Origin of the sequence: Streptomyces sp. TBY4 (assembly GCF_024213195.1) — a bacterium.
Classification (GTDB): domain Bacteria; phylum Actinomycetota; class Actinomycetes; order Streptomycetales; family Streptomycetaceae; genus Streptomyces.
The window spans coordinates 135,547-149,927 of the sequence record NZ_JANAVF010000015.1; the positions used below are offsets into that span (position 1 = coordinate 135,547).

Below are 14,381 nucleotides of genomic sequence, written 5' to 3' on the forward strand. Positions count from 1 at the left end.
CACGGGGTGGGGCGGTGGGGTGGGGCTGGGGGTGCTGCTGGGACGGGGCCGGTACGGGGGCGGACCGGTTTCGGACAGGGGTGACGCGGACCATTGTGGCCCGAGGCACCGACAACGCCGACTCCGACCCAGGACTGGGCCGGGAACTTCTCCGCCGCCCGACACGCTTGCATACAGTGGCAGGTCTGACAGGAATCTCTGCATCGCGATCGAAGGGACCACATGCCCATGGGTCACACGGCCACAGCTCACGCAGGCTCCGGCGGCCTCACAGCGACCGAGCACCGGCTGGCCAACGGCCTGCGCGTGGTGCTGTCCGAGGACCACCTGACCCCGGTCGCCGCGGTCTGCCTCTGGTACGACGTCGGCTCGCGCCACGAAGTCAAGGGACGTACGGGCCTGGCTCACCTCTTCGAGCACCTGATGTTCCAGGGCTCGGCGAACGTCTCCGGCAACGGCCACTTCGAACTGGTCCAGGGAGCCGGCGGTTCCCTCAACGGCACCACCAGCTTCGAGCGGACCAACTACTTCGAGACGATGCCGACCCACCAGCTGGAGCTCGCGCTGTGGCTGGAGGCGGACCGGATGGGCTCGCTGCTGGCCGCCCTGGACGACGAGTCCATGGAGAACCAGCGCGACGTCGTCAAGAACGAGCGCCGCCAGCGGTACGACAACGTCCCGTACGGCACGGCCTTCGAGAAGCTGACGGCCCTGGCCTACCCGGAGGGCCACCCGTACCACCACACCCCGATCGGTTCCATGGCCGATCTGGACGCCGCGTCCCTGGAGGACGCGCGCGCGTTCTTCCGTACGTACTACGCGCCCAACAACGCGGTGCTCTCGGTCGTCGGCGACATCGACCCCGAGAAGACGCTCGCCTGGGTCGAGAAGTACTTCGGCACCATCCCCGGCCACGACGGCAAGCAGCCGCCGCGCGACGGCTCGCTGCCCGAGATCATGGGGGAGCAGCTCCGCGAGGAGGTCGTCGAGGAGGTCCCGGCCCGCGCGCTGATGGCGGCCTACCGGCTCCCGCACGACGGCACCCGCGAATGCGACGCCGCCGACGTGGCGCTGACCGTCCTGGGCAGCGGAGAGTCCTCCCGGCTGCACAACCGCCTGGTGCGCCGCGACCAGACCGCCGTCGCGGCCGGCTTCGGCATGCTGCGCCTCGCCGGCGCGCCCTCGCTGGGCTGGCTGGACGTCAAGACCTCCAGCGGGGTCGAGGTGCCCGCCATCGAGGCGGCCGTGGACGAGGAGCTCGCGCGGTTCGCCGCCGAGGGCCCGACGGCCGAGGAGATGGAGCGCGCGCAGGCCCAGCTGGAGCGCGAGTGGCTGGACCGGCTGAGCACGGTGGCCGGCCGCGCCGACGAACTGTGCCGCTTCGCGGTGCTGTTCGGCGACCCGCAGCTCGCCCTGACCGCCGTCCAGCGCGTCCTCGACATCACCGCCGAGGAGGTCCAGGCCGTGGCCGCGGCCCGGCTGCGCCCCGACAACCGCGCGGTGCTCGTCTACGAGCCGATCGCCGCGGACGACAACGAAGAGACCGACGCGAGCGACGAGAACGAGGGGGCGGAGCGATGAGCGACACCGCAGCCGTCACGATGACCTTCCACCCGCGCCCCGAGGCCGGCGAGCCGCAGCCGTGGGCCTTCCCGGCCCCCGAGCGCGGGGTACTGGCCAACGGCCTGACCCTGCTGCGCTGCCACCGCCCGGGCCAGCAGGTGGTCGCGGTCGAGATCAACCTCGCCGCCCCGCTCGACGCGGAGCCCGAGGGCCTCGACGGCGTGGCCACCATCATGGTCCGCGCCCTGTCCGAGGGCACCGACAAGCGTTCCGCCGAGGAGTTCGCCGCCGAGCTGGAGCGCTGCGGCGCCACCCTCGACGCGCACGCCGACCACCCCGGCCTGCGGGTCTCCCTGGAGGTTCCGGCCTCCCGCCTGCACAAGGCGCTGGGGCTGGTCGCCGAGGCGCTGCGCACCCCGGCCTTCGCCGACGCCGAGGTCGACCGCCTGGTGCGCAACCGGCTCGACGAGATCCCGCACGAGAGCGCCAACCCGCAGCGCCGCGCCGCCAAGCAGCTCTCCAAGGAGCTCTTCCCGGCCTCCCTGCGGATGTCCCGCCCGCGCCAGGGAACCGAGGAGACGGTCGCCCGCATCGACTCGGCGGCCGTACGGGCCTTCTACGAGGCCCACGTGCGCCCCGCGACCGCCACCGCGGTGGTCGTCGGCGACCTGACCGGCATCGACCTCGACGCCGTCCTGGCCGACACCCTGGGCGCGTGGACCGGTGACACCACCGCCCCGCGCGCCGTTCCGCCGATCACCGCCGACGACACGGGCCGCGTGGTCATCGTGGACCGGCCCGGCGCGGTCCAGACGCAGTTGCTGATCGGCCGCATCGGTGCGGACCGGCACGACCGGGTCTGGGCGCCCCAGGTGCTCGGCACGTACTGCCTGGGCGGCACGCTCACCTCCCGGCTGGACAAGGTGCTGCGCGAGGAGAAGGGGTACACGTACGGCGTGCGCGCCTTCGGCCAGGTGCTGCGCTCCACCGCCGACGGCAAGGGCGCCTCGATGCTCGCCATCAGCGGCTCGGTGGACACCCCGAACACCGGCCCGGCCCTGGACGACCTCTGGACGGTGCTGCGCACCCTCGCGGAGGGCGGCCTGACCGACGCCGAACGGGACGTGGCCGTGCAGAACTTGGTGGGGGTGGCCCCGCTGAAGTTCGAGACGGCCGCCTCCGTCGCGGGCACCCTCGCCGACCAGGTCGAGCAGGAGCTTCCGGACGACTACCAGGCGCAGTTGTACGCACGGCTCGCCGAGACCGGGACGGTGGAGGCCACTTCGGCGGTCGTCAGCGCCTTCCCGGTGGACCGTCTGGTCACGGTCCTGGTCGGCGACGCCTCGCAGATCGAGGAGCCGGTGCGGGCCCTCGGGATCGGCGAAGTGACCGTGGTCACCAACTGACCGTCAGCGGCGATTTCGACGGGCCGTCAACTGGCCCGCCGCTCAAGGGGCCCCGGCGGCTTGTCCGTCGGGGCCCTTTTTGTCTGAGTTGTCCCTTTCGTGGTGTGGTTGCTCGTATGTGGTGTGGCGTACGCAACAAAAGGGCGTGTCTGTTTGGCGATTGACTGATGATCCGCCTAGCGTCGGCCGTGCTGTCCGTCAGTTGTAACCGCCGCGCCCGCGGCACCGGACAGCGATCGCCGAGTCCCCGTCAGGCGCGAGCCTGGGGAGCCGGGGACCCACTTGTGTCCCTGGGGTGAATCGGACCGCCTCGCAAGAGGGGGCCCGTAGGAGACCTTCCTGCTCCGAACCCGTCAGCTAACCCGGTAGGCGAGAGGGAAGGAAAGGATCAGCCCCTTCATGGCGTTTGGCAGTAGTGCCGCCGGCAAGCACCGTGGCTCGAGCCGTCTGAGCCGCAAGACCGCTGGCTACGCCGGCATAGCCGCCCTCGCCGCCACCGGCGTCGTGGGCTCCCTGGCCGGCCCCGCGTTCGCCGCGGACAAGTCCCCCTCCGTGGAGGACACCGGCGCCCTGAACACCATCGTGGTGGCCGACGAGCTCGCCGGTGACGTCGAGGCCCAGGCCCACTCCCAGCAGCGGGCCGCCGAGGCCGCCGCCGCCAAGGCGCAGGCCGAGGCCGACGCCAAGCAGCGGGCCGCCGAAGCCAAGGCGCAGGCCGAGGCGCAGGCCAAGGCCGAGCGTGAGGCCGCCGAGCGCGCCGCGCGCGAAGAGGAGCGCAAGCGCCTCAACACCTTCGTGTCCCCGCTCGCCAGCAGCTCCATCAGCACCCAGTACCACGCGGGTGGCGGCATGTGGTCCTCCGGCAGCCACACCGGCATCGACTTCCGCGCCGCCTCCGGCACCCAGGTGTTCGCCGTGGGCCTCGGCACCGTGGTCGAGGCGGGCTACGGCGGTGCGTACGGCATCAACGTCGTCATCAAGCACAACGACGGCACGTACACCCAGTACGGCCACCTGTCCTCGCTGAACGTCTCCGTCGGCCAGCAGGTCGTCCCGGGCCAGAAGATCGGCCTGTCGGGCTCCACCGGCAACTCCAGCGGCCCGCACCTGCACTTCGAGGCCCGCACCGGCGCCGACTACGGCTCGGACATCAACCCGGTCACGTACCTGCGGTCGCACGGCGTCACGATCTGACCCGCTCGCCCCAGCGCACGACTTCCGCGAAGGCCCCGGCTCTCTCCGAGCCGGGGCCTTCGTGTTTCCCGCTTCCCGCTTCGTGATGTGTGAATGTTTCGCATTCCCGGCCGCTCTCGGAAATTATCGTGTGTTGCAATAGAGTCGCAACGCGCACAGCCATACGAAAAAGGCGGAGGTCCGGTCTTGCGTATTCCCGCGCACACGGTATGCACAGCGATCCGCGACGACATCGTCTCCGGAGTGTTCGGGCCCGGAGCCCGGCTGACCGAGGAGGTGCTCGCCCGCAGGTACGGGGTCTCGCGCGTCCCGGTGCGCGAGGCGCTGCGCACGCTGGAGTCCGAGGGGTTCGTGACCACCCGCCGGCACGCCGGTGCCTGCGTGGCCGAGCCGACCGAGCAGGAGGCGGCCGACCTGCTGGAGCTGCGGATGCTCCTGGAGCCCCTCGCGGCGGCCCGGGCGGCCCGGCGGCGCAGCGATGGCCACCTCAAGGTGCTGCGCGGCCTGGTCAGGCTGGGCCAGGAGCGGGCCAGGAGGGGGCAGGGGGAGGATCTGCGCTCCCTGGGCGGCTGGTTCCACGAGACGCTCTCCCAGGCCTCGGGCAGCCCCGGGCTGATCGCACTGCTCACCCAGATGCGCCACAAGGTGGCCTGGATGTACGTGGTGGAGGCACCGGTGCGGCCCGTGGAGTCCTGGGCGGAGCACGGCGCGATCGTGGACGCGGTGGCCCGGGGGGACGCCGAGCGGGCCCGGGCGCTGACCGCGGCCCACGTGGAGCGGGCGGCGGGGGCCCACCGGATGCGCGTGAGGACTTTGCAACCTGCCGTAAACACGGCAGGCGTTCCGCATTAACAAACGCCGTATACAAAGGTGGGATATCCGGGCCGGTCCGGTATTTCGCGGCCCCGATAATTCACGGCCGCGTCCCGCGCACCGTACGCCTTGAATTCCGCGTGCCGTTTTCCCGCCGGAATTCGGCTGCCGGGATCCGGCGGCCCGAATTCGTTCTCCGGGCTCCGGCCGCCGGGATCGAGCCCTCGGAAAGCAGCGAAGCCGTTGCCCTCGACCGTGGTGGTCGGGGGGCAACGGCTTCTCCGTGCAAGTCCTGCGGTCCTGCGAGCCGAACCCGAAGGGTCAGACGGTCTCGGGGAGCTCCTCGAGACCCTCGGCGACCAGCTTCGCGAGGCGGTCCAGCGCGGCCTCGGCGCCGTCGGCCTCGGACGACAGGACGATCTCCTCGCCGCCCTGGGCGCCCAGGCCCAGGACCGCCAGCATGGAGGCGGCGTTGACGGGGTCGCCGCCGGCCTTCGCGATGGTCACCGGGACGCCGGAAGCGGTCGTCGCGCGGACGAAGATCGAGGCGGGACGAGCGTGCAGGCCCTCGGCCCAGCCGACGTTGACGCGGCGCTCTGCCATGGTGATGCCCTTCAGGTTCTTACGGTTGTCTAGACCAGTCTCTCACGACGCCCGGAATGGTCGGACCGACCTTCGGCCCGAGTTTCCCGCCGTTCGACCTACCCCAGCTTGCCCTGATTCGAGCCAGCTTGCCCGATGCGCCGCGCCCAGGCCACCTGAACCGTCCGAGCCTTAAGGTGACCCCATGACGACCGAGTCCGACCCCTCGTACCCGGACCACTGGGAAGCCGATGTCGTCCTTCGGGACGGCGGCACCGCCCGGATCCGGCCCATCACCACCGACGACGCGGGCCGGCTGGTCAGCTTCTACGAGCAGGTCTCGGACGAGTCCAAGTACTACCGCTTCTTCGCTCCCTACCCCCGCCTCTCCGACCGCGACGTCCACCGCTTCACGCACCACGACTACGTGGACCGGGTCGGGCTCGCCGCGACGATCGGCGGCGAGTTCATCGCCACCGTCCGCTACGACCGGATCGGCGCCGACGGCCGCTCGGCCACCGGGCCCTCCGACGAGGCCGAGGTCGCCTTCCTCGTGCAGGACGCCCACCAGGGACGCGGGGTCGCCTCCGCCCTGCTCGAACACATCGGCGCGGTGGCCCGCGAGCGGGGGATCCGCCGCTTCGCGGCCGAGGTGCTGCCCGCCAACACCAAGATGATCAAGGTGTTCACCGACGCCGGCTACCAGCAGAAGCGCAGCTTCGAGGACGGCTCCGTCCACCTCACCCTCGACCTCGAACCGACCGCCGAGTCCCTCGCCGTCCAGCGCGCCCGCGAACAGCGCGCCGAGGCCCGCTCCGTCCAGCGGCTGCTGTCCCCCGGCTCGGTGGCGGTGATCGGCGTCAGCCGCTCCCTCGCGGGCGTGGGCGCGGCCGCCCTGCGCAACCTGCGCGACAGCGGCTTCCACGGCCACCTCTACGCCGTCAACGAGGCGGCCACCCGCGATCTGCTCGACGGCGTACGGGCCTACCCCACGCTCGGCGCCATCGGCGCCCCGGTCGACCTCGCCGTCATCGCCGTCCCGGCCGACCGGGTCCCGGACGCGGTGGCGGCCTGCGGCGAGCACGGGGTGCAGGGGCTGGTCGTCCTCTCCGCCGGATACGGGGAGAGCGGGGCCGAGGGCCTGGCCCGCCAGCGCGAACTGGTGCGGCAGGTGCGCTCGTACGGGATGCGGCTGATCGGGCCGAACGCCTTCGGGGTGATCAACACCGCCCCCGAGGTGGAGCTGAACGCCTCCCTGGCCCCCGCTCCGGCGCCCGCCCGGGGCCGGGTCGGCCTCTTCACCCAGTCCGGGGCGATCGGCATCGCGCTGCTCTCCGGACTGCTGCGGCGCGGGGAGGGGCTGTCCTCCTTCGTCTCCGCCGGGAACCGGGCAGACGTCTCCGGCAACGACATCCTCCAGTACTGGTACGACGACGAGGCCACCGACGTCGCGCTCATGTACCTGGAGACCCTGGGCAATCCGAGGAAGTTCACCCGGCTCGCCCGGCGCACGGCCGCCGTCAAGCCGGTGGTCGTGGCCAAGGGCGGCCGCCACACCCCCGCCGGACATGTGGTCCCCGGCACCCGGCTGCCCGAGGCGACGGTCTCGGAGCTGCTGAGGCAGGCCGGCGTCATCCGGGTCGACACGGTGACCGACCTGGTGGACGTCGGCCTGCTGCTGGCCTCGCAGCCCGTACCGGCCGGGCCGCGAGTGGCCATCCTCGGCAACTCCGAATCGCTCGGGGTCCTCACCTACGACGCCTGCCTGACGGAGGGGCTGCGGCCGCTGCCGCCGCTCGACCTGACCACCGCGGCCTCGCCGGAGGACTTCCGCACGGCCGTCGCCGCGGCGCTGGCCTCGCCGGACACCGACGCCGTGGTCGTCACCGCGATCCCGTGGGTGAGCGAGCACGCCCTCGCCGACGAGCTGGCTGAGGCCCTGCGGGCAGCGGCCGCCGCACACCCCGGCAAGCCGGTGGCCGTGGTCCACGTGGAGCTCGGCGCCCTCGCGGAGGCGCTCTCGGCCGCCACGGCGCCGGCCGCGGCGAAGGCCCCCGCCGACGCCTCGCCGCCCGAGGCCCTGCCGACGCCCGCGACGGCCCTGGCGGCCGTGGCCTCGGGGGCGGAGGCCGTGGTGGACACCGTGGTGGACACCGCCTCCGCGCCCTCCTCCCCTTCCGCCCTCGCAGCGCCCTTCCGGCCGGAGCCGGCCTCCGGCGGCGCGGGGAGCGCGGCCGCGCCCGTACCCGGAGCCGCCCGGATCCCCAGCTATCCCGCGGCCGAGCGGGCCGTGAAGGCCGTCGCCGAAGCCGTCCGGTACGGGCAGTGGCGCCGGGGCATCGCCGAGGTAGGACAGGTGCCCGAGTTCGAGGACATCGACGAGAGCGGGGCCGCCGGTCAGCTCTCCCGCCTGCTGGCCGGCGTAGGGGAGGAGCAGGCGGTCACCCTGGACGACCCGGACGGCCGCGAGCTGCTCGCCCGCTACGGGATCCGGGTGCTCTCCACGCTCCCGGCCCCCAGCGCCGACGCCGCGGTCCGGGCCGCCGCGGTCCTCGGCTACCCGGTCGCGCTCAAGACCACCGCCCCGCACCTGCGCCACCGCGCCGACCTCGGCGGCGTCCGCCTCGACCTCACCACCGAGGCCGAGCTGCGCCGCTCGTACGAGGAGCTCACCCACGCCCTGGGCAAGCCGCAGGAGCTGCTCCCCGTGGTGCAGTCGATGGTCCCCCGGGGCGTCGACACCGTCATCCGCTCCGTCATCGACCCCGCCGCCGGAGCCGTGCTGTCCTTCGGGCTGTCCGGGGTCGCCTCCGAACTGCTCGGCGACACCGCCCACCGGCTGGTTCCCGCCACGGACAAGGACGCGGCGGGCCTGATCCGCTCGATCCGCACCGCCCCGCTGCTCTTCGGCTGGCGCGGCAGCGACCCCGTGGACACCCCCGCCCTGGAGGAGCTGCTCCTGCGCCTCTCCCGCCTCGTCGACGACCACCCCGAGGTGGTCGGGGTCGCCCTGGAGCCCGTCGTCGTCGCCACCGAGGGGCTGTCCGTGCTCAGCGCGACCGTCCGTATCGCCCACCCGCCCGCCCGCGGCGACCTCGGCCCGCGGACCCTGCCCAGCTACTGAGGTCCGGCGGGCCCCAGGGCGGCCGGGGCGCCCCGTACGGGCCTTAGGATGGACCTCATGGCGAAATCCGGTACGACGACCCAGGGGCTGCGCACGGCGATCGAGCGCAGCGGCTACTACCCGGCCCTCGTGGCCGAGGCCGTGGAGGCCGCGGTGGGCGGCGAGCCGATTTCGTCGTACCTGGTCCACCAGGAGACGACCTTCGACTCCAACGAGGTGCGCCGGCACGTCACCGTGCTGGTCCTGACCGGAAACCGGTTCATCGTCAGCCACACCGACGAGCAGGCCGCCGACGCCGGATCCCCCTCGCCGTACGCGACCACCTCCACCGAGTCGGTCAAGCTGGCCAGCATCTCCTCGGTGGTGCTCAGCCGCGTCGTCGCCAACCCGGAGTCCTACACCCCCGGCACCCTGCCCCGCGAGGTCGTCCTGACCATCGGCTGGGGCGCCGTCTCGCGCATCGACCTGGAGCCCGCCGCCTGCGGCGACCAGAACTGCGACGCCGACCACGGTTACACCGGCAACTCCACCGCCGACGACCTCAGCCTGCGCGTCAGCGAGGCCGGCGACGGCCCCGAGGCGGTCCGCCAGACCCTGGTCTTCGCGCAGGCGCTCAGCGAAGCGACCGCGGCCACCTCCACCCCCGCCCGCTGATGGCGTACTCCGCCGCGCAGAACTGGCAGGACGAGCCGGAGCTGCTGGACCTGGCGGGCGCCCCCGTGCCGCACTACGGCACCGGCTCGCTCGCCGACCTGCTGCCCACCCTCGTCGCAGGCCAGGGCGTACCCGGCTTCGAGGCCTCGATCGCCGAGCTGACCCCGGCCGACCGCAACTGCGTGTTCCTGGTCGACGGCATGGGCTGGGAGCAGATCAAGGCCCACCCGGACGAGGCCCCGTACCTCACCTCCCTGCTCGGCAGCTCGCGCGGCGGCACCGGCCGCCCGATCACCGCGGGCTTCCCGGCGACCACCGCCACCTCGCTGGCCTCCGTCGGCACCGGCCTGCCGCCCGCGCGGCACGGGCTGCCCGGCTACACCGTGCGCAATCCGGCCACCGGCGAACTGATGAACCAGCTCCGCTGGCACCCGTGGACCCCGCCCAAGCCCTGGCAGCCGTACCCGACGGTCTTCCAGCAGGCGGACGCGGCCGGGGTGGCCACGGCGCAGGTGTCCTCGCCCGCCTTCCAGACGACCCCGCTCACCAAGGTCGCGCTGAGCGGCGGCACCTTCCTCGGCCGGATGACCGGCGAGGAGCGCATGGACCTCGCGGCCGAGCGGCTCGCGGCCGGCGACCGCTCCCTGGTCTACACGTACTACAGCGAGCTCGACGGGGCCGGTCACCGGCACGGCGTCGACTCCGACGCCTGGCGCGGCCAGCTGATGTACGTGGACCGCCTCGTCCAGCGCCTCGCCGAGCAACTGCCGCCGCGCACCGCGCTGTACGTGACCGCCGACCACGGCATGGTGGACGTCCCCTTCGACGAGGACTCCCGCATCGACTACGACGACGACTGGGAACTCGGCGCGGGCGTGGCCCTGCTCGGCGGCGAGGGCCGGGCCCGGCACGTGTACGCCGTACCGGGCGCCGAGGCCGACGTCCTCACCGTCTGGCGCGAGGTGCTCGGCGACCGCTTCTGGGTCGCCAGCCGCGCGGAAGCCCTGGACCTGGGCTGGTTCGGGGCGCCGGGCGAATGCGACGAGCGGGTCCTCGGCCGCATCGGCGACGTGATCGCCGCCGCCCAGGCCGACGTGGCGATCACGGCCTCACGGGCCGAACCCAACGAGTCGGCCCTCGCGGGCATGCACGGCTCCATGACCCCGGCCGAACAGCTCGTCCCGCTGCTCGAAATCCGCTCCTGACGCTCCCGGGTCCCGGCGCTCCCGCGCCCCGGACCCCCGAGGCCGTCCCCCTGCCCCCTCCCTTCGAAAGGCCCTGTACTCCCCATGCCCGAGCTGGTGTTCTTCTCCGGAACGATGGACTGCGGAAAGAGCACGCTGGCTCTCCAGATCGCCCACAACCGCGATGCGCGGGGCCTGCAGGGCGTGATCTTCACGCGGGACGACCGTGCGGGGGAGGGCAAGCTGTCCTCGCGTCTGGGCCTGGTGACGGAGGCGGTGGAGGCGCCGGAGGGCATGGACCTGTATGCGTACCTGGTCGCGCAGCTCTCCCAGGGCGGCAAGGCGGACTACGTGATCGTGGACGAGGCCCAGTTCCTCGCGCCCGAGCAGATCGACCAGCTGGCGCGGATCGTGGACGACCTCGGCATGGACGTGTTCGCCTTCGGAATCACCACGGACTTCCGCACCAAGCTCTTCCCCGGCTCGCAGCGCCTGATCGAGCTGGCGGACCGCCTGGAGCAGCTCCAGGTGGAGGCCCTGTGCTGGTGCGGGGCCCGGGCCACCCACAACGCCCGTACGGTGGGCGGCGAGATGGTGGTGGAAGGCGCCCAGGTGGTGGTCGGCGACGTGAACCGCCCGGCGGGGGAGATCGGCTACGAGGTCCTGTGCCGCCGCCACCACCGCAAGCGGATGACCTCGGCGGCGGCCCACGCGGGTGCCCTCTCCCCGGACGTCCTCCCGGTCAACCACGCCTGACGGCATCCCCGCCCACAGCAGCACTCCGGTCACACAGGAAATGCCGGCCGACCGCCCTGCCGGTTCGGCTCCGCTCTAGCCGGGCCCGAGCGGCGGTCCACCGGGGGTCCATAGAGAGGCGGCAGTCGGCCGCCAGGAAGGAAGGCCGCTCTCCCCGTGTGAAGGACGGAACACAGTGCAGCTATACCCCCAGGCAGGGCTGACCGAGGACGCGTTCGCCGAGGTCGCCGGCGTCTTCGAGGAGAACTTCGCCGCAGGCGAGGAGGTGGGCGCGGCCGTCTGCGTCTACCATCGCGGGCGTCCGGTGGTGGACCTGTGGGGCGGCTGGGCCGACCCCGGCCGCACCGACCCGTGGCGCGCGGACACCCTCGCGGTGCTCGCCTCGCCGACCAAGGCGCTGGTCACCGCTGCCTTCCTGCACCTGGCCGGGCAGCAGGGCCTGGACCTGGACCGGCCCGTGGCGGCCGACTGGCCCGAGTTCGCCGCGCACGGCAAGGCCGCCATCACCCCCCGCATGATCCTCACGCAGCGCTCCGGGGTCGTCTGCCTCGACCACGCACCCCTCACCCCGTACGCGCTGCGCGCCCACACCCCGGTGGCCGAGGCGCTCGCCGCGGCCCGCCCCGAGTGGGAGCCGGACACGGCGCACGGCTACCACGCCACCACCTACGGCCACCTGCTGAGCGAGCTCATCCGGCGCCGCACCGGCCTGACCGCGGGCCGGTACTTCGCCCGCCACCTCGCCGGACCCCTCGGCCTGGACGCCCACATCGGGCTGCCCGCCGACTCGGGCGCGCACCTGGCCACGATGCTGGAGTCGAAGGCCGAGGCCCTCATGGACGGCGCCGACCCCGGCACCGAACTCGACATGCTCCGCGCCCTCGGCGACCCCGGATCGCTCACCCACCGGGCCATGATCGGGAGCATGCGCCTGCACGACGCCCTCGACCCGGCCGTCGAGGACCCCTCGTACGGCGGCCTGGCCAGTGCCGCCGCGCTGGCCAGGCTCTTCGCCGCCCTCGTCGGCGAGGTCGACGGCATCCGGCTGATCAGCCCCGACCGTACGGAAGAACTCGCCCGGCCCCTCTCCCGCGGCACCTGCCGGGTAGTGCTGCTGCCCAGCACCTGGGGGCTCGGCTTCATGCTCCCCGACAGCCCGGTCTTTCCGGCCTCCGCAGGGCTCGGCGCCCGTGCCTTCGGCTTCGACGGCGCCAACGGCACCTTCGTCTTCGCCGATCCGGACCGCGAACTGGCCTTCGCGTACGTCCAGAACGCCGGCTCCCGCACCATCGGCCGCATGAACGACCGTGCGCACCGCCTCGTAGAGGCCGTGCACCGCTCCGTCAAGGCGGTCGGCGTCCCGCTCTAGCGGTCTTCCAGGGCATCTGGAGGGCGCTTTGAGCGTGTGCTGCGAGCTTGGCGCCTCCTAGCCGGCATTTCACGGAGGAATACATGGCCAACCCCCCTACCGATGTGCGCACCGCCCTCGTCACCGGAGCCACCAGCGGCATCGGCCTGGAGATCGCCACCCGCCTGGCCCGGGCAGGCCACCGCGTCTTCCTGGGTGCACGCACCGCCGACCGGGTGGCCGAGACCGTCGCCGCCCTGCGCGCCGAGGGCCTCGAAGCGGACGGCCGGAGCCTGGACGTGACCTCCCGCGAGGACATCACCGCGTTCGTACGGGCCGCGACCGAGCGGTTCGGACCGGCCGGCATCCTCGTCAACAACGCCGGCCGCTCCGGCGGCGGCGTGACCCGCGAGGTCCCCGACGAGCTCTGGCTCGACGTCATCAACACCAACCTGAACAGCGTGTTCCTGATGACCAAGGACGTCCTCAACCAGGGCGGCATGCTGGAACAGGGCTGGGGCCGGATCATCAACATCGCCTCCACCGGCGGCAAGCAGGGCGTCCTGCACGGCGCGCCCTACTCGGCCTCCAAGCACGGCGTCGTCGGCTTCTCCAAGTCCCTCGGCCTGGAGCTGGCCAGGACCGGCGTCACCGTCAACGCGGTCTGCCCCGGCTTCGTCGAGACCCCGATGGCCGCACGCGTGCGCGAGACGTACGCCGGCCTGTGGGACGTCAGCGTCGACGAGGCCCATGCCCGCGTCAGCGACCGCGTGCCGGTCGGCCGCTACGTGCTGCCCGAGGAGGTCGGCGCGATGGTCGACTACCTCGTCGGCCCGGGCGCCGCCTCCGTGACCGCGCAGGCCCTCAACGTCTGCGGCGGCCTCGGCAACTACTGACCGAACAGAACCCCACTCCACACCGGAAAGGAAACACATCCCGCATGAACGGCACGCAGAACACGGCCGAGCTGTACCTGGACCTTCTGGAGAAGGTCGTCACCAACGTGGTCTACGAGGACGCTCCGATCCCCAACGAGTGGTTCCCCGAGCAGGACTTCCGCCCCGAGAACCGCGAGACCGGCACCGACTGGCCCAGCGTCGCGCACACCATGGTCGGCCTCAAGCGCATCCGCAACATCCGTACCCTCCTCGACCAGGTCGTCGCCGACGGGGTGCCCGGTGACTTCATCGAGACCGGCGTGTGGCGCGGTGGCCTGTGCATCTTCGCCCGCGGCTACTTCAAGGCCCACGGGATCACCGACCGGACCGTCTGGCTCGCCGACTCCTTCGAGGGCATCCCGGTCACCGGCGACGAGAGCCACCCCATGGACCAGGAGATGGCCCTGCACCGCTCCAACGACGTGCTCGGCGTCTCCGCCGACACCGTGCGGGAGAACTTCGGCCGCTACGGGCTCCTGGACGACCAGGTCCGCTTCCTGCCGGGCTGGTTCAAGGACACCCTGCCGACCGCCCCCGTCGAGCAGCTCGCGGTCCTCCGGCTCGACGGCGACCTGTACGAGTCCACCCTCGACGCGCTCGACAACCTCTACCCGAAGCTCTCCACCGGCGGCTTCGTCGTCATCGACGACTACTTCATCCCGGCCTGCCGCAAGGCCGTGGACGAGTTCCGGGAGAAGCACGGCATCACGGACGAGGTCGAGGCCATCGACGACTACAGCGTCTTCTGGCGCCGCTCCGCCTGAGCCGACCGCCCGCCACCAACGACTTCGGCCTCCAGGATCCGCTCGGGATCCTGGA

12 protein-coding genes and 1 riboswitch are annotated in these 14,381 nt (G+C 72.6%); of the genes, 11 read left to right on the plus strand and 1 reads right to left on the minus strand.

All coding sequences use genetic code 11. The features are described from left to right. The first annotated feature begins 228 nt into the window (after nt 1-228). The 4 genes from NLX94_RS29640 (at nt 229) to NLX94_RS29655 (ending at nt 5,015) form a co-directional block, all read left to right on the plus strand. Nucleotides 229-1,581, plus strand: a complete 1,353-nt coding sequence (locus NLX94_RS29640) for a pitrilysin family protein (RefSeq protein ID WP_254386179.1) — start codon at nt 229-231, stop codon at nt 1,579-1,581. Further along, nucleotides 1,578-2,969: a pitrilysin family protein gene (locus NLX94_RS29645; protein ID WP_254386180.1), complete on the plus strand. Its 1,392-nt coding sequence runs from the start codon at nt 1,578-1,580 to the stop codon at nt 2,967-2,969. The genes NLX94_RS29640 and NLX94_RS29645 overlap by 4 nt, the downstream gene beginning before the upstream one ends. Before the next feature lie 227 nt (nt 2,970-3,196). Further along, nucleotides 3,197-3,356: riboswitch (cyclic di-AMP (ydaO/yuaA leader) on the plus strand. A 12-nt stretch (nt 3,357-3,368) separates the two neighbouring features. Further along, the gene (locus tag NLX94_RS29650) at nt 3,369-4,163 is read left to right on the plus strand and encodes a M23 family metallopeptidase (protein WP_254386181.1); all 795 of its coding nucleotides are present in this window, start codon (nt 3,369-3,371) and stop codon (nt 4,161-4,163) included. 186 nt (nt 4,164-4,349) lie between these two features. Further along, complete coding sequence (locus NLX94_RS29655) at nt 4,350-5,015, plus strand: GntR family transcriptional regulator (protein ID WP_254386182.1); 666 nt, start codon at nt 4,350-4,352, stop codon at nt 5,013-5,015. Between the two features lie 282 nt (nt 5,016-5,297). Here the strand turns inward: NLX94_RS29655 and NLX94_RS29660 are convergent, their stop codons facing one another. After that, nucleotides 5,298-5,579: an HPr family phosphocarrier protein gene (locus NLX94_RS29660; RefSeq protein WP_250746483.1), complete on the minus strand. Its 282-nt coding sequence runs from the start codon at nt 5,577-5,579 to the stop codon at nt 5,298-5,300. Nucleotides 5,580-5,763: 184 nt separating this feature from the next. Here NLX94_RS29660 and NLX94_RS29665 point away from each other — a divergent pair, with 184 nt between their 5' ends. The 7 genes from NLX94_RS29665 to NLX94_RS29695 all read left to right on the plus strand — a co-directional run bounded on the left by NLX94_RS29665 (nt 5,764) and on the right by NLX94_RS29695 (nt 14,326). Continuing rightward, nucleotides 5,764-8,682 (plus strand): bifunctional GNAT family N-acetyltransferase/acetate--CoA ligase family protein, encoded by a 2,919-nt coding sequence (locus NLX94_RS29665; RefSeq protein ID WP_254386183.1) that lies wholly within the window; start codon nt 5,764-5,766, stop codon nt 8,680-8,682. A 57-nt stretch (nt 8,683-8,739) separates the two neighbouring features. Continuing rightward, complete coding sequence (locus tag NLX94_RS29670; protein ID WP_243331716.1) at nt 8,740-9,336, plus strand: DUF5998 family protein; 597 nt, start codon at nt 8,740-8,742, stop codon at nt 9,334-9,336. Continuing rightward, complete coding sequence (locus tag NLX94_RS29675) at nt 9,336-10,541, plus strand: alkaline phosphatase family protein (protein ID WP_254386184.1); 1,206 nt, start codon at nt 9,336-9,338, stop codon at nt 10,539-10,541. Before NLX94_RS29670 ends, NLX94_RS29675 begins: the two co-directional genes overlap by 1 nt. A gap of 84 nt (nt 10,542-10,625) precedes the next feature. Next, complete coding sequence (locus NLX94_RS29680; protein WP_254386185.1) at nt 10,626-11,276, plus strand: thymidine kinase; 651 nt, start codon at nt 10,626-10,628, stop codon at nt 11,274-11,276. 175 nt (nt 11,277-11,451) lie between these two features. Continuing rightward, nucleotides 11,452-12,645: a serine hydrolase domain-containing protein gene (locus NLX94_RS29685; RefSeq protein WP_254386186.1), complete on the plus strand. Its 1,194-nt coding sequence runs from the start codon at nt 11,452-11,454 to the stop codon at nt 12,643-12,645. Nucleotides 12,646-12,728: 83 nt separating this feature from the next. Next, nucleotides 12,729-13,520: an SDR family NAD(P)-dependent oxidoreductase gene (locus tag NLX94_RS29690; RefSeq protein WP_254386187.1), complete on the plus strand. Its 792-nt coding sequence runs from the start codon at nt 12,729-12,731 to the stop codon at nt 13,518-13,520. A gap of 44 nt (nt 13,521-13,564) precedes the next feature. Beyond that, nucleotides 13,565-14,326 (plus strand): TylF/MycF family methyltransferase, encoded by a 762-nt coding sequence (locus tag NLX94_RS29695; RefSeq protein WP_254386188.1) that lies wholly within the window; start codon nt 13,565-13,567, stop codon nt 14,324-14,326. Nucleotides 14,327-14,381 lie beyond the last annotated feature (55 nt).

Bases quoted from the DNA above. Each gene is read 5' to 3' on its own strand.
- NLX94_RS29665 (WP_254386183.1), top strand. From the start codon at position 5,764: ATGACGACCGAGTCCGACCCCTCGTACCCGGACCACTGGGAAGCCGAT.
- NLX94_RS29645 (WP_254386180.1), top strand. From the start codon at position 1,578: ATGAGCGACACCGCAGCCGTCACGATGACCTTCCACCCGCGCCCCGAG.
- NLX94_RS29660 (WP_250746483.1), bottom strand. From the start codon at position 5,579: ATGGCAGAGCGCCGCGTCAACGTCGGCTGGGCCGAGGGCCTGCACGCT.
- NLX94_RS29680 (WP_254386185.1), top strand. From the start codon at position 10,626: ATGCCCGAGCTGGTGTTCTTCTCCGGAACGATGGACTGCGGAAAGAGC.
- NLX94_RS29690 (WP_254386187.1), top strand. From the start codon at position 12,729: ATGGCCAACCCCCCTACCGATGTGCGCACCGCCCTCGTCACCGGAGCC.
- NLX94_RS29640 (WP_254386179.1), top strand. From the start codon at position 229: ATGGGTCACACGGCCACAGCTCACGCAGGCTCCGGCGGCCTCACAGCG.
- NLX94_RS29650 (WP_254386181.1), top strand. From the start codon at position 3,369: ATGGCGTTTGGCAGTAGTGCCGCCGGCAAGCACCGTGGCTCGAGCCGT.
- NLX94_RS29675 (WP_254386184.1), top strand. From the start codon at position 9,336: ATGGCGTACTCCGCCGCGCAGAACTGGCAGGACGAGCCGGAGCTGCTG.
- NLX94_RS29670 (WP_243331716.1), top strand. From the start codon at position 8,740: ATGGCGAAATCCGGTACGACGACCCAGGGGCTGCGCACGGCGATCGAG.
- NLX94_RS29695 (WP_254386188.1), top strand. From the start codon at position 13,565: ATGAACGGCACGCAGAACACGGCCGAGCTGTACCTGGACCTTCTGGAG.